Origin of the sequence: Solilutibacter silvestris (assembly GCF_050574925.1) — a bacterium.
Taxonomy (GTDB): Bacteria; Pseudomonadota; Gammaproteobacteria; order Xanthomonadales; family Xanthomonadaceae; genus Solilutibacter; species Solilutibacter silvestris_A.
Genome location: NZ_JBCMOO010000007.1, coordinates 1 through 19,354 on the forward strand (window position 1 = coordinate 1; position 19,354 = coordinate 19,354).

11 protein-coding genes are annotated in these 19,354 nt (G+C 60.9%); 7 read left to right on the top strand and 4 right to left on the bottom strand.

Annotated features, from left to right (window positions below):
- Positions 1-90 precede the first annotated feature (90 nt).
- Entirely contained in the window at positions 91-2,571 is a 2,481-nt protein-coding gene (locus tag ABE093_RS12005; RefSeq protein ID WP_430761145.1) for an acyl-CoA dehydrogenase, read from the bottom strand.
- Between the two features lie 168 nt (positions 2,572-2,739).
- Here ABE093_RS12005 and ABE093_RS12010 point away from each other — a divergent pair, with 168 nt between their 5' ends.
- The 5 genes from ABE093_RS12010 (at position 2,740) to ABE093_RS12030 (ending at position 15,317) form a co-directional block, all read left to right on the top strand.
- Positions 2,740-3,342: a TetR/AcrR family transcriptional regulator gene (locus tag ABE093_RS12010; RefSeq protein ID WP_430761146.1), complete on the top strand. Its 603-nt coding sequence runs from the start codon at positions 2,740-2,742 to the stop codon at positions 3,340-3,342.
- Between the two features lie 6 nt (positions 3,343-3,348).
- The gene (locus ABE093_RS12015) at positions 3,349-5,118 is read left to right on the top strand and encodes a phosphoenolpyruvate carboxykinase (GTP) (RefSeq protein WP_430761147.1); all 1,770 of its coding nucleotides are present in this window, start codon (positions 3,349-3,351) and stop codon (positions 5,116-5,118) included.
- Positions 5,119-5,493: 375 nt separating this feature from the next.
- A complete protein-coding gene (locus ABE093_RS12020; protein WP_430761148.1) occupies positions 5,494-8,610 on the top strand; it encodes a TonB-dependent receptor in 3,117 nt (1,038 codons plus the stop codon).
- Between the two features lie 355 nt (positions 8,611-8,965).
- Positions 8,966-11,998, top strand: coding sequence for a TonB-dependent receptor (locus ABE093_RS12025; RefSeq protein ID WP_430761149.1), 3,033 nt, complete (start codon positions 8,966-8,968; stop codon positions 11,996-11,998).
- 286 nt (positions 11,999-12,284) lie between these two features.
- Positions 12,285-15,317, top strand: a complete 3,033-nt coding sequence (locus tag ABE093_RS12030; RefSeq protein ID WP_430761150.1) for a TonB-dependent receptor — start codon at positions 12,285-12,287, stop codon at positions 15,315-15,317.
- A gap of 149 nt (positions 15,318-15,466) precedes the next feature.
- Here the strand turns inward: ABE093_RS12030 and ABE093_RS12035 are convergent, their stop codons facing one another.
- Both ABE093_RS12035 and ABE093_RS12040 read right to left on the bottom strand, forming a co-directional pair.
- On the bottom strand, positions 15,467-16,246 hold the full coding sequence (locus tag ABE093_RS12035; protein WP_430761208.1) for a hypothetical protein: 780 nt from the start codon (positions 16,244-16,246) through the stop codon (positions 15,467-15,469).
- 149 nt (positions 16,247-16,395) lie between these two features.
- Positions 16,396-17,292 (bottom strand): Hsp33 family molecular chaperone HslO, encoded by an 897-nt coding sequence (locus tag ABE093_RS12040; protein ID WP_430761151.1) that lies wholly within the window; start codon positions 17,290-17,292, stop codon positions 16,396-16,398.
- 28 nt (positions 17,293-17,320) lie between these two features.
- Between ABE093_RS12040 and mtgA the strand changes: the two genes are divergently transcribed.
- Positions 17,321-18,145, top strand: a complete 825-nt coding sequence (mtgA, locus tag ABE093_RS12045; RefSeq protein ID WP_430761152.1) for a monofunctional biosynthetic peptidoglycan transglycosylase — start codon at positions 17,321-17,323, stop codon at positions 18,143-18,145.
- 55 nt (positions 18,146-18,200) lie between these two features.
- The gene (locus ABE093_RS12050) at positions 18,201-18,632 is read left to right on the top strand and encodes a CBS domain-containing protein (protein WP_430761153.1); all 432 of its coding nucleotides are present in this window, start codon (positions 18,201-18,203) and stop codon (positions 18,630-18,632) included.
- A 6-nt stretch (positions 18,633-18,638) separates the two neighbouring features.
- Here ABE093_RS12050 and trhA read toward each other — a convergent pair whose 3' ends face one another.
- The gene (gene trhA / locus ABE093_RS12055; RefSeq protein ID WP_430761154.1) at positions 18,639-19,286 is read right to left on the bottom strand and encodes a PAQR family membrane homeostasis protein TrhA; all 648 of its coding nucleotides are present in this window, start codon (positions 19,284-19,286) and stop codon (positions 18,639-18,641) included.
- Positions 19,287-19,354 lie beyond the last annotated feature (68 nt).

Below are 19,354 nucleotides of genomic sequence, written 5' to 3' on the forward strand. Positions count from 1 at the left end.
GGACGCTCCATGGATGGCGCGTCCGAGCCTACATGGACGTATTCACGGCGTCCCGCGCTCCGGAGCTGGTCACCCACGCACCAGCGCGTGCTAGGCAACCGCCCGCGGCGACTGCTGCTCGCGTGCGATGAGATCGCGATAGCCCGCCGAGCGCAGCTCTTCCGGATCGAAGTCGTCGACCATGATGGTGTCGAGCGTCATCGTCCGCAGTTCGCGCAACTGGTCGGCTTCCTCGGACGAGATCCAGCCTTCGCGCACGCCTTCGACCAGCTGGTCTTCGAACTCCAGCGCTTCGATGTCGCTGTTCTTCAGCGCCTTCATGAACTTGCGCTCGACCGGCTCGGCCATCACGAACTTCGGCAGGTAGCTGATGATGCGGCCGGCCGGGTTGTTCTCGCTGGGCGTGGTGAACACGCCTTCGGCCAGGCGATCGCGCGCGTCGGACGGCGTCATCAGCAGGCTTGCCACCTTGTGGCCAAGGCGATCGCTCGGCGCCTGCGCGCGACGACCCCACGGGAAGATGATCGGCCACAGCAGCCATGCCACCGGACGCACCGGGAAGTTGCGCAGCGCGCCCGATAGCGCGGTTTCGATCTTGTTGACCGCGTCGTGGAAGGCCCAGGCCAGCAACGGCTGGTCGCTCGCCGGACGGCCTTCATCCTCGTAGCGCTTGAGCATGCTGCTGGCGATGTAGAGCTCGCTCAGCACGTCGCCGAGGCGGCCCGACAGCGATTCCTTGAACTTCAGCTTGCCGCCGAGCATCAGCATCGAGATGTCGGCCATCACCGCGAGGTTGGCGGAGTAGCGGTTCATCTTGCGGTAGTAGCGGCGCGTGTAATCGTCACCCGGCGCCTTGCCGAATCGCGACCAGCTCAGGCCGAACCACAGGCTGCGCACGGCATTGGAAATCGCAGCGCCGATGTGCCCGAACAACGCGCCGTCGAAGGCGCTGATGCGTTCGTTGGCGTCGGCGATCTGGGTCGCCTTCATTTCCTTCATCACCCACGGATGGCAGAGGATCGCGCCCTGTCCGAAGATCATCAGCGAGCGCGTCATGATGTTGGCGCCTTCCACCGTGATCGCCACCGGCGAAGCCTGCCAGGCGCGACCGGCGAAATTGCGCGGGCCGAGGATGATGCCCTTGCCGCCGATCACGTCCATCACGTCCTTGGCGACTTCGCGACCCATGGTCGTGCAGTGATATTTGGAGATGGTCGAAGGCACCGCCGGGTTCTCGCCGCGCGCGACCGCTGCCGCAGTCGCCTGCGACAACGCGCTGATCGCGTAAGCGTGGCCGCCCATGCGCGCGAGCGCTTCCTCGACGCCTTCGAAGCGACCGATCGACAGGCCGAACTGCTTGCGGATGCGCGCATAGCTGCCGGTGACGACCGCGCCCATCTTGGCGCCGCCGCTGGCGGTGGAGGGCAGGGTGATGGAGCGGCCGATCGACAGGCATTCCATCAACATGCGCCAGCCCTGGCCGGCGTAGTCTTCCCCGCCGATCAGCTGCGACAGCGGCACGAACACGTCCTTGCCGCGGATCGGGCCGTTCTGGAACGGCGAGTTGAGCGGGAAGTGGCGGCGGCCGATTTCCAGGCCTTCGCTGTCACGCGGCACCAGCGCCAGCGAAATGCCGATGTCCTTCTTGTCGCCGAGCAGGCCATCCGGGTCGTACATGCGGAAGGCCACGCCGATCAGCGTCGCGACCGGCGCCAGCGTGATGTAGCGCTTGTTGAGCGTCAGGCGCACGCCCAGCACCTTGGCGCCGTTCCACTCGCCGCTGCAGACGATGCCGTAATCGGGAATCGACGTCGCGTCGGAACCTGCGAAGGGACCAGTCAGGGCGAAGCACGGCACTTCGCGACCATCGGCCAGGCGCGGCAGGTAATGCGCCTTCTGCTCATCGGTGCCGTAATGCATCAGCAGCTCCGCCGGGCCCAGCGAATTCGGCACGCCGACGGTCGAGCTCACCACCGACGAAATCGAGGCCAGCTTCTGGATGACCTTGTGGTTCATCAGCGCCGAGAAGCCGAGGCCGCCGTATTCCTTGGGAATGTTGAGGCCGAAGAACTTGTTGCGCTTGACGTAGTCCCACATCTGCGGCGGCAGGTCGGCGCGCACGTGGTCGATCTCCCAGTTGTCGACCATGCGGCACAGCTCTTCGCACGGGCCATCCAGGAATGCCTGTTCCTCGGCGCTCAGTTCCGGCTTCGGCAACTTCAGCAACTGCGACCAATCGGGCATGCCCGAGAACAGTTGTCCTTCGAAGCCGACGGTGCCGGCTTCCAGCGCGGTGCGTTCGGTGTCGGACAGCGGCGGCAGGATGCGCGTGTAGAACTTCAACAGCGGGGTCGTCACCAGCGACTTGCGGATTCCCGGCACCAGCAGCGGAATCGCCACGATCGCGGACAGCACGACCAGGACAATCGTCAGCGTGGAGTTGCCGCCAAAGAACCAGGCGACCAATAGGAATGCTGCAGTCAGCGCCGACCACAGCGCCAGGCTCCAGCGGTGATAGGCCGCGATACCAGTCGCGATCACGATGGCGAGGAGGGGGAGGACGATGCTCATGGCGGCTCCGCTGGAATTCAAACAATTGAATGAATGAACGCGAGCGTATACCAACCCCGCGCCCTTTTCCATACTTGTACGTATTGAGAAGAATTCGTGATCGTCAAGTTGCAGTGCAGCACCATACGCACTTTGACGGAACCGTACGGAGTGTGCTTACACTGGGCCATGACAAACCAGATCGCATCGATTTCCGGCAAGGCGGATCGCGCCGGCCGGCTGAGTGCCGACGATTGGTCGGCCGCGGCCCTCCAGCAGATCGGAGAACAAGGTGTCCCGGCATTGGCGGTCGAACCGCTGGCCCGTCGACTCGGCGTGACCAAGGGCAGTTTTTACTGGCACTTCCCGACGCGCGATGCCCTGCTGCAGGCCGCGCTCGATCGCTGGGAGCAATACGAACAGGCGCAGGTGTTCGATCGCCTCGAGTCGATCGGCGATCCACGCGCGCGCCTCGAACAGTTGTTCCAACTCGTTGCCCACGATGACGTCTCGCATGTCATCTATGGCCAGCTGTTGCGCGCGATGGACAACCCCATCGTGCAACCGGCGGTCACGCGCATTTCGCGCCGCCGCCTGGAATGGGTCACCGATTCGTTCCGTCGCGCCGGCTTCGACGCCGACACCGCGCGCTATCGCGCCCGGTTGGTGTATTCGGCCTACATCGGTTTCCTGCAGCTCAACCTGCAGCTGCCGCAGGACCGGCCGCCAAAAGAAGAATACGAAGCGTATGTCGCCCACATGATGGCGACATTGATTCCAAAACAAAAGTGAGGGGACATGAGCGAACACGGACAGAGCACGTCGAGCCTTGATGCATTGAACCAATGGGTGCTGGAGGTCGCGCAACTCACCAAGCCGGACCGCATCCACTGGTGCGATGGCAGCGATGTCGAGAATGACGCACTCATCGCGCAGATGCTGGCCGACGGTACGCTGATCAAGTTGAACGAACGGACGCATCCCGACAGCTACCTGCACCGCTCGCATCCCGACGACGTCGCGCGCGTCGAGCACCTGACCTTCGTCTGCACCAGCGATCGCGACGATGCCGGCCCCAACAACCACTGGATGGCGCCCGATCAGGCGCGCCAGCAAATGAAGTCGCTGTTCGATGTCTGCATGAAGGGCCGAACCATGTACGTGGTGCCCTATTGCATGGGCCCGATCGATTCGCCGCTGTCGCGTTGCGGCGTCGAGATCACCGACTCGCCCTACGTGGTCGCCAACATGCGCATCATGACGCGCATGGGCGCGGCGGCACTGGCGCGCATCGAGCGCGAAGGCAGCTTCGTGAAAGGGCTGCATTCCACCGGCGAACTCGATCCCGATCGCCGCTTCATCATGCATTTCCCCGAAGACCTGGAAATCCAGTCCTTTGGCTCCGGCTATGGCGGCAATGCGCTGCTCGGCAAGAAGTGCCATGCCTTGCGCATCGCCTCGTACCAGGCGCGCAAGGAAGGCTGGCTCGCCGAACACATGCTGATCCTCGGCATCGAGAACCCGCAGGGCGAAACGCATTACGTTGCCGCGGCGTTCCCCAGCGCCTGCGGCAAGACCAACCTGGCGATGCTGATTCCGCCGGAGGGTTATCGCAAGGATGGCTGGAAGATCTCCACGATCGGCGATGACATCTGCTGGATGCGCCCGGGCAAGGACGGCCGTCTCTACGCCATCAATCCGGAAGCGGGGTTCTTCGGCGTCGCGCCGGGGACATCGGAAAAGTCGAACCCCAACGCGCTGGCATCGATCCAGCAGAACACGATCTTCACCAATGTCGCCGTCACCGACGACAACCAGCCGTGGTGGGAAGGACTCGACAAGCGCGTGCCCGTCACCGATTGGAAGGGCAATGCCTACGACGCGTCGGCGACGCATCCGGCAGCGCATCCCAACTCGCGTTTCACCGTGAGCGCGAAGGAGTGCCCGTCGTATTCACCGCATGCGGAAGACGCCCAGGGCGTGCCGATTTCCGCGATCGTGTTCGGTGGCCGTCGTGCATCACTGGTGCCTCTGGTGTTCGAGGCGCGCGACTGGACGCACGGCGTGCTGGTCGGCGCCGCGATGGGTTCGGAGACGACGGCCGCCGCGACCGGTGCGGTCGGCGTGATGCGACGCGACCCGATGGCGATGAAGCCGTTCTGCGGCTACAACTTCGCCGACTATTTCGATCACTGGCTGTCGTTCGACAAGCCGGGCGCGAAGCTGCCGAAGATCTTCCACGTCAACTGGTTCCGCAAGGGCGAGGGTGGCGATTTCCTGTGGCCCGGCTTCGGCGACAACATGCGCGTGCTCGAGTGGATGCTCAAGCGCGTCGATGGCGCCGCAGGCGCCGTCGAAACACCGATCGGCAACTTGCCGGACCCGGCGGACATCAACCTCGACGGCGTCGAGCTGACGGTCGAGGCCCGCGAGAAGCTGTTCGGCTATGACAGGGCAGGCTGGGCTTCCGAGTTCGAGCACATCGGGGAGTACCTGCATGAGTACGGGGTCCGGATGCCGGAAGCCTTGCCGGAAGAGCAGCGGCGCATCCTCGGGTCTCTCTCATAAAGAAGACAGTCGTCAGGCTGACACATCGTCTTGGTGCAATAGAAAACCCGGCCGAGCGGCCGGGTTTCGTGTGTTTCTTTCTCGGAATTCTTCGCGAGAACGCGCGTTTTCGATTAACGCATGCCTGTCTTATGGGTTGACAAGATTGGCCATCCCCGAAATTCGGTTTATCCGAAGAAAATATAGTTATACGGTTGCTGAACAAGGAAATCTTAAACACAAGATGAATGGAGCCATCGCGTTTCGTTAAAGATTTGTTTATGCAAGATAACCCGGTCAGGCAGGCCGGGTAGGTGGACTGCCTGAGAGTTTTCACTCACTCACGGGGTCTCTCCAATGGCATCCAATTCAATCCGGTTCGGATTCAAGCGTAGTGTGTTGACAGTCGCACTCGGCCTCTGCTTTGCAGGCGGAGTCCACGCCCAGGCCACCAGCGGTTCGATCTACGGCACCGTGCCCGCGGGCGCGACCGTCATGATCAAGAACGACGCGGGCTTCACCCGCACCATTACCGCCGACTCGCAGGGGCGCTATACCGCCAGCTCGTTGCCGGTGGGTTCCTACACGGTCACTTCGGGGGGCAGCACGCGCGAAGTCGTTGTGACGCCTGGCGCCGGCGCCAATGTGTCCTTCGTCACTCCTACGAACAATTCCGGCAACACGCTGGGCGTGATCACGGTCACGGCACATGGTGCGCCGGCGATCGACGTTACCCAGACCGATACCCGCACCGTCGTCACGGCCGCGCAACTTAAGCGTCTGCCGATTGCCCGTTCCGCCGAAGCGATCGCCCTGCTGTCGCCGGGCGCGGTGGGCGGCAATGGCACCTTCTTCGGCAATGACGTGTCGTTCGGCGGCTCCAGCGTCGCCGAAAACGCCTATTACCTCAATGGCTATTTCAGCGGCAATCCGATCACCAACGTGGGTGGCTTCCAGTTGCCCTATGGTTCGATCGAGCAGCAGGAAACCTATACCGGTGGTTATGGCGCCAAGTACGGCCGTTCCGATGGTGGCGTGATCAGCCAGGTCGGCAAGAGCGGTACGAATACGTTCCATTTCGGCGGGCAGATCGTCTATGAGCCGAAATCGCTGAAGGAGTCGCGTCCGGATACCTACTACAGGCCGCCAGCGCTGCCGGCCCCTTCCGCGTACGGTCCCTATTCGTACTGGCACCCGTCGCGCATTGGCCAGGTCTACGACGCTGGCAAGAACCACAAGGACTGGAGCAATACCTATTCGGGGTATATCAGCGGCCCGCTGATCAAGGACAAGCTCTTTGCCTTCCTGTCCTACGAAACCACGCTTGGACACACGACGACTCCGGCACTGAACCCGGTTGCCGATCCCAATCAATTGGGCACGAAGACGTCATCGCGTGACCCGAAGATGTACCTCAAGATCAACTGGAACATCAACGACAAGAATCTGCTCGAATACACCTTCGTGGGCGAGAAGTATCGCCAGTCCGGCGATACCTACAACTACGATTGGAGTGGCCAGAAATTCCTGGGCAAGAACATTCCGGATACGAGCATCCAGGAAGACAACCGCTTCCATATCGCCAAGTACACCGGCTATCTCACCGACAAGCTGACGCTGACGGCCCTCTACGGCAGGTCGACCAAGACCTACAACACGGATCCGTTTCTGACCGGCTTTCCGCTGATCAATGCCGGTGCCGGCGACCAGGATCCGGCGATCACGGGCGGTGATGTATTCACCAACCCGCAGCAGACCCAGAACGCGGTCAAGGGGACTCGCGATATCACCGACGGTTACCGCATCGAGCTGGAATACGTCCTTGGTCGCCACACCCTGAGCGCGGGCATCGACAACACCAACCTGAAGGGCGAGAACGAAGGCCAAAGCCAGGTCGCGGATGTCTGGACCTACAGCTTTACCGGTGACAACGTGACGCCGATCAATGCAGGGTTGGGCGTTGGCCCCTCGACCAATGCCGGTGGTTACTACGTCAGTCGCGACAAGTATTTCGATACCACCACCATGAAGTTGAAGCAGCAGGCCTGGTATCTGGAAGATCGTTGGCAGGTGACCGACAGGCTGTTGTTGTCGCTCGGTATCCGCAATGACAAGTTCCAGAACTTCAGCGATACCGGCGTGCGCTTCGTCGACAGCAAGGCGCAGTGGGAACCGCGTCTGGGCTTCAGCTGGGATGTGTACGGCGATTCCACGTTCAAGGTGTTCGGCAACGCCGGGCGCTACTTCCTCGCCATGCCGAATGCGGTGGCGATCCGCGGCGTGGGCAAGTCGACCTACACGAGCGAGTACTTCACCTATACCGGCATCGATGCCAATGGCGTGCCCACGGGCCTGACGCCGGTCCTGAACCTGGCGGGTACGGGGCCTGCAGGCCCCGTGTCGGCGGATGGCGAAAACGGTGCCCCGAAGGATCCCTTGGCCTATGTGCCGAAGGACATCAAGTCCGAGTACCAGGATGAGTTCGTGCTTGGCTTCCAGGCCAACCTGACCAAGGCGTGGACCATCGGCGCCAAGCTGACGCATCGCGACCTGAAGTCGGCGATCGACGACATGTGTGATCACGGCTCGGTGATGGCGGCGGCTGGCCTGACGGACGTGAGCGGTGGCGGCACCAACAACCTGGGCAACTACACAGCCCAGGCTTCCGATGGCAGCTACTACGGCGTGTCCGGTTGCTACATCTTCAATCCGGGCGGCAGCAATACCTACAGCTTCGCCCAGATCACCCAGGATCCTGTCACTGGTCTGTGGTCAAATACCGGAAACCGCAAGAACCAGAAAATTGCATCGGGCCAGCTGGGGCCGGGCATGGATGTGTTGAAGCGCAAGTACAACGCGCTGGACCTGTTCATCGAGCATCCGTTCGATGGCAAGTGGGAAGCACGCATCGACTACACCTTCAGCCGTTCGACCGGTAATTCGGAAGGCCCGGCCAACTCGGATACCGGCCAGGGTTCCGATTCGCATGACAACGGCGTGGGGACCAGCCAGAACTACGACGCCTGGCAGATCATGGCCTTCGCCGATGGCTTCCTGCCGAACGACCGCACCCACGTGCTGAAGGCGCATGGTAGCTATGCGATCACGCCGGAATGGATGATTGGTGCCAGCGCGACCATCGCATCGGGTGCACCGATCAGCTGCTTCGGGCTCTACGATCCGGACGGCAGCATCGATCACGGGTCGCCGGCGGCGGATCCGATCGGTTATGGCGATTCCTACCATACCTGCCTTGGTCAAACTTGGACGCCCGGCAAGACGCGGACGCCATGGACGCACCGCTACGATCTGAACGTGACCTGGAAGCCGGCATTCCTCCAGCACAAGATGGCGGTCTCGTTGAACGTGTTCAACGTGGGCAACAGCCGTACGCCGACATCCGTCTATGCATACAGCGAGCGTGCTCCGTATCTGATCCGCGAAAGGTTGTTCCAGCCGCGTTCGTACACCACGCCGAGGTATGTGCAGCTTGCGGTTTCGTACGATTATTGACCCGAACAGACAGCATCAATGCAACTCAAAAACCGGCCCAGCACAGGGCCGGTTTTTTATGGGCGTGTCGATGCTGCAGGCATCTCGATAGATTTGATTTATCGATGCGCAACGTGACCTACGCGTGTAATACCTTTTGGTTGACAAGGAAATTTGTTCGCTAATCGATTGTTTACTAAAGAGACACGTAGCTGTCTCTTGACTGAATGTCATGGGTTGCAAATGTTTATGAATGGCTAGTGAGAACCTTGTTAAAGAATTGTTTCAACAGCTATAGTCGATCGTCAGGTCGACTGGACCACATGTCGGTTGGCTGGCTTTTCCACGTGTTTCCACACCCATGGGGTTCAATTCAATGTCATCCAATTCAATCAGGTCCGGCTTCAAGCGCAGTGCCCTGACGGTTGCACTGGGTCTCTGCTTTGCAGGGACCGTGCACGCGCAGGCTACTACCGGTACGGTGTTCGGCAATGCTGCACCCGGTGAAACCATCACCGTCGTCAGTGATACGGGCTTTGCCCGTACGGTGAACGTCGATAGCAGTGGTCGATATTCCATTGGCAGCCTGCCAGTCGGCAACTACACCATCACCGCCAAGAAGGGCGATCAGGTTGTCGGCACCAAGCAAGTCTTGGTGAAGGTGAGTGCCGGTACGGAAGCATCCTTTGCTGGCGCACAAGCTTCCGGTGGCAACGAACTCGGCACGATTACCGTGACCGGCGCCGGTTCAACCATCGATGTCACTCAGGTCGATTCGCGCAGCGTCATCACGGCCAAGGAGCTTGCCATTCTGCCGGTTGCTCGTAGCGCAGAGTCGGTGGCCTTGCTTGCTCCGGGTGTCATCCAGGGTAGCGGCAATGTCGGCACGCTCAGCGGTCGATCCACCAATACCGTGTCTTTCGGTGGTTCAGGCATTACTGAAAATGCCTATTACATCAATGGTTACAACAGCACCGACCCGCTGATGGGTCTGGGTGGCGTCGGTCTGCCCTATGGGTCGATTGCCCAGCAGGAAACCTACATCGGTGGTTACAGCGCCATGTACGGTCGTTCGGATGGTGGCGTGATCAACCAGGTCGGCAAGCGTGGTACGAAGGATTGGCACTTTGGTGGCCAGATCATCTATGCGCCGAAGGCTTGGGCAAGCGCTCCGAAGGACGTCATGTATCCGAACAATTCCTTGCCTGCTGGCCATGCGTATTCTGATCCCACACTGCCGGGAACGATCTTCTCGCGCGGCGCTGACCAGAAGACGTGGTCGCGTACGTATTCCGCATACGTCGGTGGTCCGCTGGTTCCCGACAAGCTGTTCTTCTTCCTGTCGGCAGAAAACGAACAAATCGACAGCATGACGCGCTCAAACAGCGCTGCGTCGATTATTAGTGACAACAAGGCAGTCAATACGCGTCCCAAGGTTTATTTGAAGCTGGACTGGAATATCAACAGCAACAACATTGTTGAATTGACCGGCATCAAGAACTCGGACAACGTCCGTAGCGACAACTACGCATACGACTATGCGACTGGCAAGGAAGGTGCCTTCCAGAGCAAGGGCAATATTTTCAAGAACGAAACCAAGCTCTATGTCGGCAAGTACACCAGCTATCTTTCGGACGATCTCACCCTCAATGTCACCTATGGCAAGAGCGTATTGAAGAATCCGGTATTCCCAGGTGTGTACAGCTCGCTTCCCCAGATTCTTGGCCCGGCCAATCAGAATCCGGCGTATTTGCCGGGCGGCGTGCCGATCCGCAACGGCCAGACGGTTGGACGATTGGCTTCCGGCAATGCAGAGATCGATACCCATGGCCTGCGCATCGACTTGAGCTATCGCCTCGGGAACCATACGTTCGCCGGCGGCATCGACAACATGTACTACGAGGCTTACAACCAGGGCCAGACGACTGGTGGCCCGGGTTATCGCTGGGAATACAACCAGACGTCGTCCCCGACCGATCCGATCAGCACCGGTCTTGGCGTCCCGGCGCCGAACAGCAACTACTACGTCGACAAGCTTGTCCAGGATTTCCGCGGCAACATGTCCGTGGATCAGACTGCCTATTACCTCGAAGATGCATGGCAGATCCGTCCGAACTTCTTGTTGAAGCTGGGTATCCGCAACGACCGCTTCATCAACAAGAACAATATCGGCCAAGCTTATGTTGACGAGCGCAATCAATTCGCGCCACGCGTCGGCTTCAGCTGGGACGTGAAGAGCGATTCGACCATGAAGGTCTACGGCAATGTTGGCCGTTACTACCTGGCGTTGCCCAGCAGCGTGGCGATTCGCGGTGCATCGGCTTCGACGTATACGCGCGAATACTTCAATTACACGGGTATCGATGCCAATGGCGCGCCGACGGGCCTTACTCCGATTGGTACCACCGGTCCGGTGTCTGCCAATCAGGAATACGGCACGCCGGTCGATCCGCATACCGTGGCTGCCCGTAGCCTGAAGGCGCAATACCAGGATGAATTCATCCTGGGCTTCGATCAGGCTCTGAGCGCCAAGTGGAGCTGGGGTGCCAAGGGCACGCTGCGCATGCTGCGAACGGCAATCGACGACTTCTGCGATACCCAGAAGATTGCCGACAAGATGGATGCTTCGGGTATGAACTCGGCGCTGTATGACATCAAGGGCTGCTACATCTTCAATCCGGGTCGCGACAACACCTTCCAGGTCAATCGACTGGATGGTTCCGGGTCGGCTCTTGTGACCACGACCAATGCGGACCTCGGGTTCACCGAGGGTGCGAAGCGCAAGTACGTCGGTCTCGACCTGTACCTGGAGCACCCGTTCGATGGCAAGTGGCAGGCACGCCTCGATTACACCTGGAGCCGCAGCACGGGCAACAGTGAAGGCCAGGTCAAGTCGGATACCGGACAGAATGACGTGTCCAAGACGACCGACTGGGATGCTGCAACGCTGATGGAATACGCGAGCGGCACCCTGCAGAACGATCGTCGCCACCAATTGAAGCTGCGTGGCATGTATCAGTTTGCTCGCGATTGGATGGTGACCGGTACTGTGTTGGCCCAGTCGGGAACACCCAAGAACTGCATGGGTTATTACGGACCGAATGAAACCGATCCGATCGGCTATGGTTCGTTCTACCACTGGTGCAATGGCACGCCGTCGACGCCGGGCTCTGCTGGTCGCACGCCCTGGACCAAGAAGTTGAATCTCGGTGTGATTTACCGTCCGCTGTGGGCGGAAAAGAAGCTGACGTTTGCCTTCGACGTGTTCAATGTCCTGAATGATCGCAATCCGACTTCGGTTGATCCGATCTATGAGGATGGTCCGCATTCCGTGTCGAATACCTATGGCATGGGAACGACGTTCCAGACCCCACGCACGGCACGTTTGACGGTCAGCTACGACTATTGATCGATAGCGGTATTGGCATAACCAAAACGGCCACCTTGCGGTGGCCGTTTTTTTTGCGCTGCAGCAACACGTGAAATGGGACTTGAAATGACTCATAAATTAGGTCACAAAAAAATGTGAATCTCATCACAATATTAAAAGACCGTGTCAACCTATCGAAAGTAAATCCACCTGAATGGGATGCGGGAACTTGTTAAGGATTTGTTTCCAAAGCTATAGTCCGGCGGTCGGGCTCTGGCCCTGACCGTATACAAGTCTCGAATTTCTCCTCAGGGGTACATCCAACATGGCATCAAAATCCCTCAAGTCCACCGTGCGCATCAGCGCGCTGGCAGCGGCGCTCAGCATGTGCTTCGCTGGAACCGTCGGTGCACAGAGCACCGTTGGTTCGATCTTCGGTAACGCCAAAGCAGGCGACCAGGTCACGATCCAGAACACCGATACCGGCTTCACCCGTGTCGTGTCGGTCGGCAGCGATGGCAAGTACTCGTTTGCCCAGCTCCCGCCGGGCAACTACCGCGTGACTTCGAATGGCGTGTCGCAAGACGCGTTCGTCAAGATCAACTCGGGTACCTCGGTGAACTTCGGCGGCGCAGCCGCAGCGAAGAGTGGCGATCTCGGCACAGTGACCGTCGTCGGCAGCGCGTACAACGCGAATGCCATCGACGTGACCAAGGTGGAATCGACGACCGTCTTCACCGCGAAGCAGCTGCAGCAGATCCCGGTGGCGCACGGCGTCGCCTCGGTCGCCCTGCTGGCGCCTGGCGTGGTCGCCAACTCCTCGTATGCCGCGAACGCCCCGAGCTTCGGTGGTTCGGCATCGTCGGAAAACGCGTACTACATCAACGGTTTCCCGGTGACCAACCCGCTGACCTCGCTCGGCTTCACCACCTTGCCGTTCGACGCGATCGACCAAGAAGAAGTGCTGACTGCCGGTTATGGCGCACAGTTCGGTCGTTCCACCGGCGGCGTGGTCAACGTGACGACCAAGCGCGGCTCCAACGCATGGCACTTCGGTGCGCTCGCCATCTACGCTCCGTCGAGCTGGCGCTCGAACTATCGTGACTATTACTACCCGACCACCGGTCGCGTGCCGGCCACCGATGGCACGCTGTATCAGCGTCGCCAGGAAAACAAGCTTGGTTCGCTCCAGTACGGCCTGTACGCCAGCGGTCCGATCATCAAGGACCACCTGTTCTTCTACGCTTCGGCCGACCTGACCAAGCAGCACGACGAGTCCAACGGAATCACCCGTCTGTCGGCTACTTCCCGTACCGGTTGGGCTGATCGCGAGTACAAGTACCCGCGTGGCCTGGTCAAGCTGGACTGGCAGATCAACAGCAACCACCTGCTTGAGTTCACCGGCATTTCCGACGTGACCAAGCAAGACCAGAAGCTGGTCAGCTATGACTACAACGGCTTCGTGCACGGCAGCACCCAGAATGGTGGCGGCAATTTCGAAGACAACGCCCGCACCTACATCGGCAAGTACACCGGCCACTTCGGCCAGAACCTGACGATCAGCCTGCTGGGCGGCCAGCAGAAGGTCACTCATACCCAGGATCTGTTCGGCTACAACCCGAACTGCCCGGTCATCGCCGGCCAGAACGTCGCCGCCAACCGCGCGCCGGGCCTGACCTATACGGTCGGTTGCCAGGGCGCGGCCAGCGTTGCCGTGCCGGGTGCGTACGACAAGACCCGTGCGCTGCGCTTCGACGTCGAGTACGTGCTGGGTCGCCACACGCTGGGCGCTGGTATCGACAACATGACGGCAACGTCGTTGACCGGTACCCAGACGGCGGGTGGCTATTCCTGGACCTACAACTTCACCTCGACCCCGAACGGTCCGGTTGACGCCGGCCACGGTGTCGGTTCGCCGGCTTCGGCTGGTGGTCTCGGTACCCAGGGTTTCTGGGTCGACAAGACCATCATCGTCAACAAGGGCCTGGTCAAGACCGACCAGAAGGCCTACTACCTGACGGACAAGTGGAAGATCACCGACAACTTCCTGTTGTCGATCGGTGTCCGCAACGAGAACTTCACGAACTACACCGGTACCGGCAAGAAGTACGTGGAACAGAAGAACCAGTGGGCGCCGCGCCTCGGCTTCAGCTGGGACGTGAACGGCGATTCTTCGCTGAAGGTCTTCGGTAACGCGGGTCGTTACCACTTGGTGCTGCCGAACAACGTGGCGGTGCGTGCTGCTTCCGGTTCGCTGTTCACCGTGCAGTCGTTCACCTACACCGGCGTCGATCCGGCAACCGGCGCTCCGACCGGCTTGACCCCGATTGCGGTGGATGCCTCGAAGGGTTATGTCTGCCCGGGTACGCAGGCGATTTCCTCCAACCTCGAGTGCGGCCAGGCTCCGGATCCGCGTACCGTCGCGGCTAAGAACCTGAAGGGCCACTTCCAGGACGAGTACGTGTTGGGCTTCCAGCACCAGATCACCCCGACCGTGACCTGGGGCCTGAAGTACCAGTACCGCGCGCTGCGCAGCTCGATCGATGACACCTGCACCCCGGCACTGGGTGGCGCGTGCTTCATCTTCAACCCGGGCGTGGGCAATACCTTCCTGGAACAGCAGCCGGATGGTTCGTTCAAGGAGCACTACTACAGTGCCGAACAGCTCGCTCTGCCGAAGCTGAAGCGCAAGTACTCGGCGCTGCATGCCTTCGTCGAGCACACCTTGGCCAACAACTGGTACGGCAAGCTCGAATACGTGTTCTCGAAGAACACGGGTAACGCCGAAGGTCAGCTGAACTCCGACATCGATACCGGTGCCGGTGGCCAGGCCGACGTGGCCGTGACGCAAGATTGGGACTTGCCGCAGCTGATGGTGAATTCCTATGGTTACCTGCCGAACGATCGCCCGCACGTGTTGAAGGCCTACGGCTTCTATCGCTTCTCGAAGCAGTTCCAGGTCGGTGCCACTGCCGTGATCTCGGCCGGTCGTCCGACCAGCTGCACCAGCTTCTACCCGACGGCCGATGCCGGCCTGTACAACGGTTCGTTCTACCACTTCTGCGGCATCCAGACGACCGCCGTGCAGCCGGGCGCTTACACCCCGGCTCCGCGTGGCAGCCTCGGTCGCACGCAGTGGACGCACCAGTACAACCTGCAGTTCCGTTACACGCCAACCTTCGCGCAGAACAAGCTGTCGTTCATGCTCGATATCTACAACGTGTTCAACGAGCAGGTCGCTCAGTACAAGTACGCTCGCATCCAGAGCTCGCGTACGGTCGCCAACCCGCGTTTCGGTCAGGACCTGTCCTACACCGCGCCGCGCTACGCCGCCTTCACGGTCCGTTACGACTACTGATCGAAGCACTGCAAATCGCTCCAAACGAAACGGCCACCTTCGGGTGGCCGTTTTTTTGTCCGCCATTCGATACAGAAAGATGCCAGCCAACAAAAAACCGCCTCGCGGCGGTTTGTTTCATCGATCATCAGTACATAAGCAGTGGCGAATCAAAGATCCTGCTGGTAGCGCACGTAGGGAACGGTGCTGTCTTCCTTGCCATCCTTGCCGGGAACGGCAAAGGGATTGCTGCCCTTGGTGACGATGTTTTCCGCACCGACCGACAGCTGGCCGCTCCACGGGGTGCGCCAGGTCACACCGAGGCCGAAGCCTTCGAACTTCGGTTGACCGGGAACGTTCACCACGCGGCCGAAGATGTTCGCGCGGATGTTGCCGACACCACCACCGACGCTAAGCGACTGGGTGTTCCAGCGATCAGCGAGCAGGGGCATTTCCGAGGCAGGCACAAGGCGCGCGTTCGCGGTCGTGCCGGCGATGGAGACCACGCCGTTGCGACCGACGTTGCGCTCGGCGAACAGGGCCAGGTCGGTCTGCTGGACCTTGCCGTTGACCGGCGTCAGCCATTCGGGAAGGCCGGAATTGCCCTTGCCGAGGTTGAAGCCGGCACGATTGCCACCCTTCTGGACGCTGGCGCCAACGCCATGGCGACCACTGCGATCGAGCGAGCCGAGCATGCAGCCGCTGGAAAGATTGCGGATCGACTGCGGAGTCGTGCCGGAATCGCAGAGCAGGGCGAGGGATTCGCCATTGCCGAGGCCGAAAGCGCTATCGAGGGAATTACTGCCGAAGCGCCATTGGGTGTGCTTGCCACCGACGGTCATCGGATCGAGCTGCAGGAACGCTTCGACCTTGCCGCTCTTGTTGTTCACGATCGGAACGTAGGTCGATGACTGCGCGTACACGGATCCGCTGCAGGCGAGAGCCAGCAGGGAAACGGCGACAACGGTGCGGAACCGGTTGTTCATCGGCAGTCAGACCGGGCGTGATACCCGAAGTTCCCCTCTTTTGAACGAATCGATTCTAGTCCGTTTATGTTTCCTTAACAACTTCGGATTCGAATCGATTCCTGCTCATTCAGCTACTGAAGGCGTGAAGATGGTGTCACGGCTGGAGGCGCCAGAAACAGCTGATCGATCTCACTGCCGCTGAGATGGTAATGCTTGCCACAGAATTCGCAGATGATCTCGGCCTGCCCTGAGACAGACGCGCCAGCGGCGGCTTCGGCTTCTTCACGGCCAAGGGCGCGCAGCATGTCCTCGACTCGGCCCTGCGAGCAGGAACAACCGAATTGCAGGGGTTTCGCTCCGAGATCCTGCAGCGTTTCCTGGTGGAACAAGCGGGTCAGGAGAATGTCGGCAGGGAGATCCAGCAACTCGTTGCGACCCAGGGTGGCGGCCAGCAAGGAGATGCGATTCCAGCCATCGTCGTCGCTGCCGGCGCCGGGGAGCGCCTGCAACAGCAGTCCGGCCGCGCGTTCGCCATCGGCGGCGAGGATCAACCGGGTCGGCAATTGTTCGGAGCGGTCGAAGTAGTCCTCGAGCGCGCCGGATAGGGTCGGCGACTCCAGAGGCACCAGGCCTTGGTAGCGCATCGGTTCGCCACCACCAAGCCCGGGGTTCTCGATGGTGACGGCGAGCATGGCGTCGCTGCCGAGCGAGGCGAGGTCCTCGGGTGGTACTTCGCCATCCGCGAGCCTGGCGATGCCGCGCAGGGTGCCAGCCGCGGTGCACTCGGCGAACAGGGTGCGCAGGGCGCTGCTGCTGCGGGCCTGCAGGGACAGTCGTCCTTCGACCTTGGTGTGCGCACTGAGCAATGCGCTGGCAACCAACGCCTCGCCGAGCAGGGCTTCGACCGCTTCCGGATAGCTGGCGTGCGACAGGATGTGCTTCCAGGTGGCGTCGAGGCGCACGTGGGCGCCACGGACATGTGCGTCCGGTAGCAGGAAACGATGGAGGAGGTCGCTGGAGTCGCTCATGGCGGGTATCGGTAGGGATAATGTCCGGATGGGCCGGACTTCAGACAACTCAAATGGGGGCGCATCGGCTGGTGCGCAAGGGACGCGGCGCCAGCGTCGACGCCGAAGACTGCGCAAATGGCTGTTGTGGTTGCCGGCAATCGCGATCGTCTTCAGCATCCTGCAGGTGGCGAGCCTTCGCTTCATCAATCCACCGTTTTCCAGCTTCATGCTGATCCGCACCCTGGGTGCCTGGGTATCGGGCGATACCGGATTCCGCATCGCCTACGACTGGCGTCCATTGGCGAAAATTTCGCCATCGCTGCCGGTTGCCGTCATGGCCTCCGAAGACCAGAAATTCGCCGAGCACGATGGCTTCGATTTCGATGCGATCCAGGCGGCCGAGCGTTACAACGCGCGAATGAAGGCGCGCGCGGAAGCGCGTGGGCGACCGGTGACGAAAGTGCGCGGTGCCAGCACCATCAGCCAGCAGACTGCGAAGAACCTGTTCCTGTGGCAGGGCGACAACATGCTGCTGCGTTGGGGACGCAAAGGTCTGGAGGTCTGGTACACCTTCCTGATGGAACACCTGTTGCCGAAGGAGCGCATCCTCGAGCTGTACGTGAACATCGCCGAGTTCGGTGACGGTGTGTATGGCGCGCAGGCGGCGTCGCGGAGTTTCTTCGGCGTCGACGCATCGCGACTGTCGTCGGCGCAGGCGGCGCGACTGGCGGCGGTACTGCCGAGTCCGCGCCGATTCAGCGCCGCGCACCCGAGTGCCTACGTGTTGCGCCGGGCCAACGCGATCCAGCGGCAGATGGGCAATCTCGGTGGTGTCGATGCGCTGCAGGACGTCGAAGACGCCAGCCATTGAGCGGGCCGCGACGGTGGGAGTATCCTGAGGTCAGGCTCGAGGCGAGGAGTGATCCATGGGTCAGGTCCGGCATCTGCTTGAAGGAAAGAAGGTTTCCGGAGTGGTGTCGATCGCGCCGTCGGCGCCGGTCCTCGATGCCCTGCGGTTGATGGCCGAGCACGGCATCGGCGCGGTGCTGGTGATGGATGGCCAGAAACTGGTCGGCATCCTCTCCGAACGCGACTACGCGCGCAAAGTCGTATTGCTCGGGCGCACGTCGGCGACCACGCCGGTGAGCGAGATCATGAGCCACGAAGTCGTATGCGCGCGGCCCAGCGACGACGTCCACCAGTGCATGCAGGTGATGACCGAGAAGCGCGTGCGCCATCTGCCGATCCTCGATCACAAGGAAGTCGTCGGCCTGGTGTCGATCGGCGACCTGGTGAAGGCGGTGATCGACGACCAGAAGACCGAGTTGCGGCATCTGCAGGACTACATCACGTCCTGATTTTCGTCACGGCACGACGAGTTTCCACACCGCGACGAAGTGGCAGACCGTACCAGCGGCGACGAACGCGTGCCAGACGGCATGCGCGTACGGCAGTTTCTTGCTCATGTAAAACACAGTGCCCAGCGTGTAGCAGACACCGCCGGCGAGGATCCAGTCGAAGACCCACGGAGTGAGCGCGCTGCGCATCGTCCGCCATTCGATGATGCCGAGCCAGCCCATCGCAATGTAGACGAGGGTGGACACCAGCTTGAAGCGTCCGGTGAAAAACAGCTTGAAGGCGATGCCGAAAATCGCCAGTGACCAGATGATGATGAACAGCCGGATGCCGGTCGGTTGCGGCAACGCCAACAGCGTGAACGGCGTGTAGGTGCCGGCGATCAGCAGATAGATCGCGCAGTGATCCATCACCTTGAGGCGTGCGCGGCGCGTCGGTTCGCTGGCGTTGTGGTAGGCGGTGCTGGCGCCATAGAGCGCGAGCATCGATGCAGTGAATACCGCCGCCGACAACAATTGCAGGCCGCTGGCGTGTTGCGCGCCCGCGGTGGCCAGCATCACGATGCCCGCGATCAGCGCGGCGATCGCGCCGAGTCCGGCGGTCCAGACATTGGCGCGTTCTTCCTGCGCGGTATAGGTGGAGATTCCGTAGGCCATGACCGCAGCATACGCCACCGAATGATGCGCTGCATCAGAGCCTGTCTGGGCTGCTTCCGGGTTGTGCT

Coding starts and splice junctions, on each gene's coding strand:
- ABE093_RS12005 (WP_430761145.1), bottom strand. CDS start 2,571: ATGAGCATCGTCCTCCCCCTCCTCGCCATCGTGATCGCGACTGGTATC.
- ABE093_RS12010 (WP_430761146.1), top strand. CDS start 2,740: ATGACAAACCAGATCGCATCGATTTCCGGCAAGGCGGATCGCGCCGGC.
- ABE093_RS12015 (WP_430761147.1), top strand. CDS start 3,349: ATGAGCGAACACGGACAGAGCACGTCGAGCCTTGATGCATTGAACCAA.
- ABE093_RS12025 (WP_430761149.1), top strand. CDS start 8,966: ATGTCATCCAATTCAATCAGGTCCGGCTTCAAGCGCAGTGCCCTGACG.
- ABE093_RS12030 (WP_430761150.1), top strand. CDS start 12,285: ATGGCATCAAAATCCCTCAAGTCCACCGTGCGCATCAGCGCGCTGGCA.
- ABE093_RS12040 (WP_430761151.1), bottom strand. CDS start 17,292: ATGAGCGACTCCAGCGACCTCCTCCATCGTTTCCTGCTACCGGACGCA.
- mtgA (WP_430761152.1), top strand. CDS start 17,321: ATGGGCCGGACTTCAGACAACTCAAATGGGGGCGCATCGGCTGGTGCG.
- ABE093_RS12050 (WP_430761153.1), top strand. CDS start 18,201: ATGGGTCAGGTCCGGCATCTGCTTGAAGGAAAGAAGGTTTCCGGAGTG.
- trhA (WP_430761154.1), bottom strand. CDS start 19,286: ATGGCCTACGGAATCTCCACCTATACCGCGCAGGAAGAACGCGCCAAT.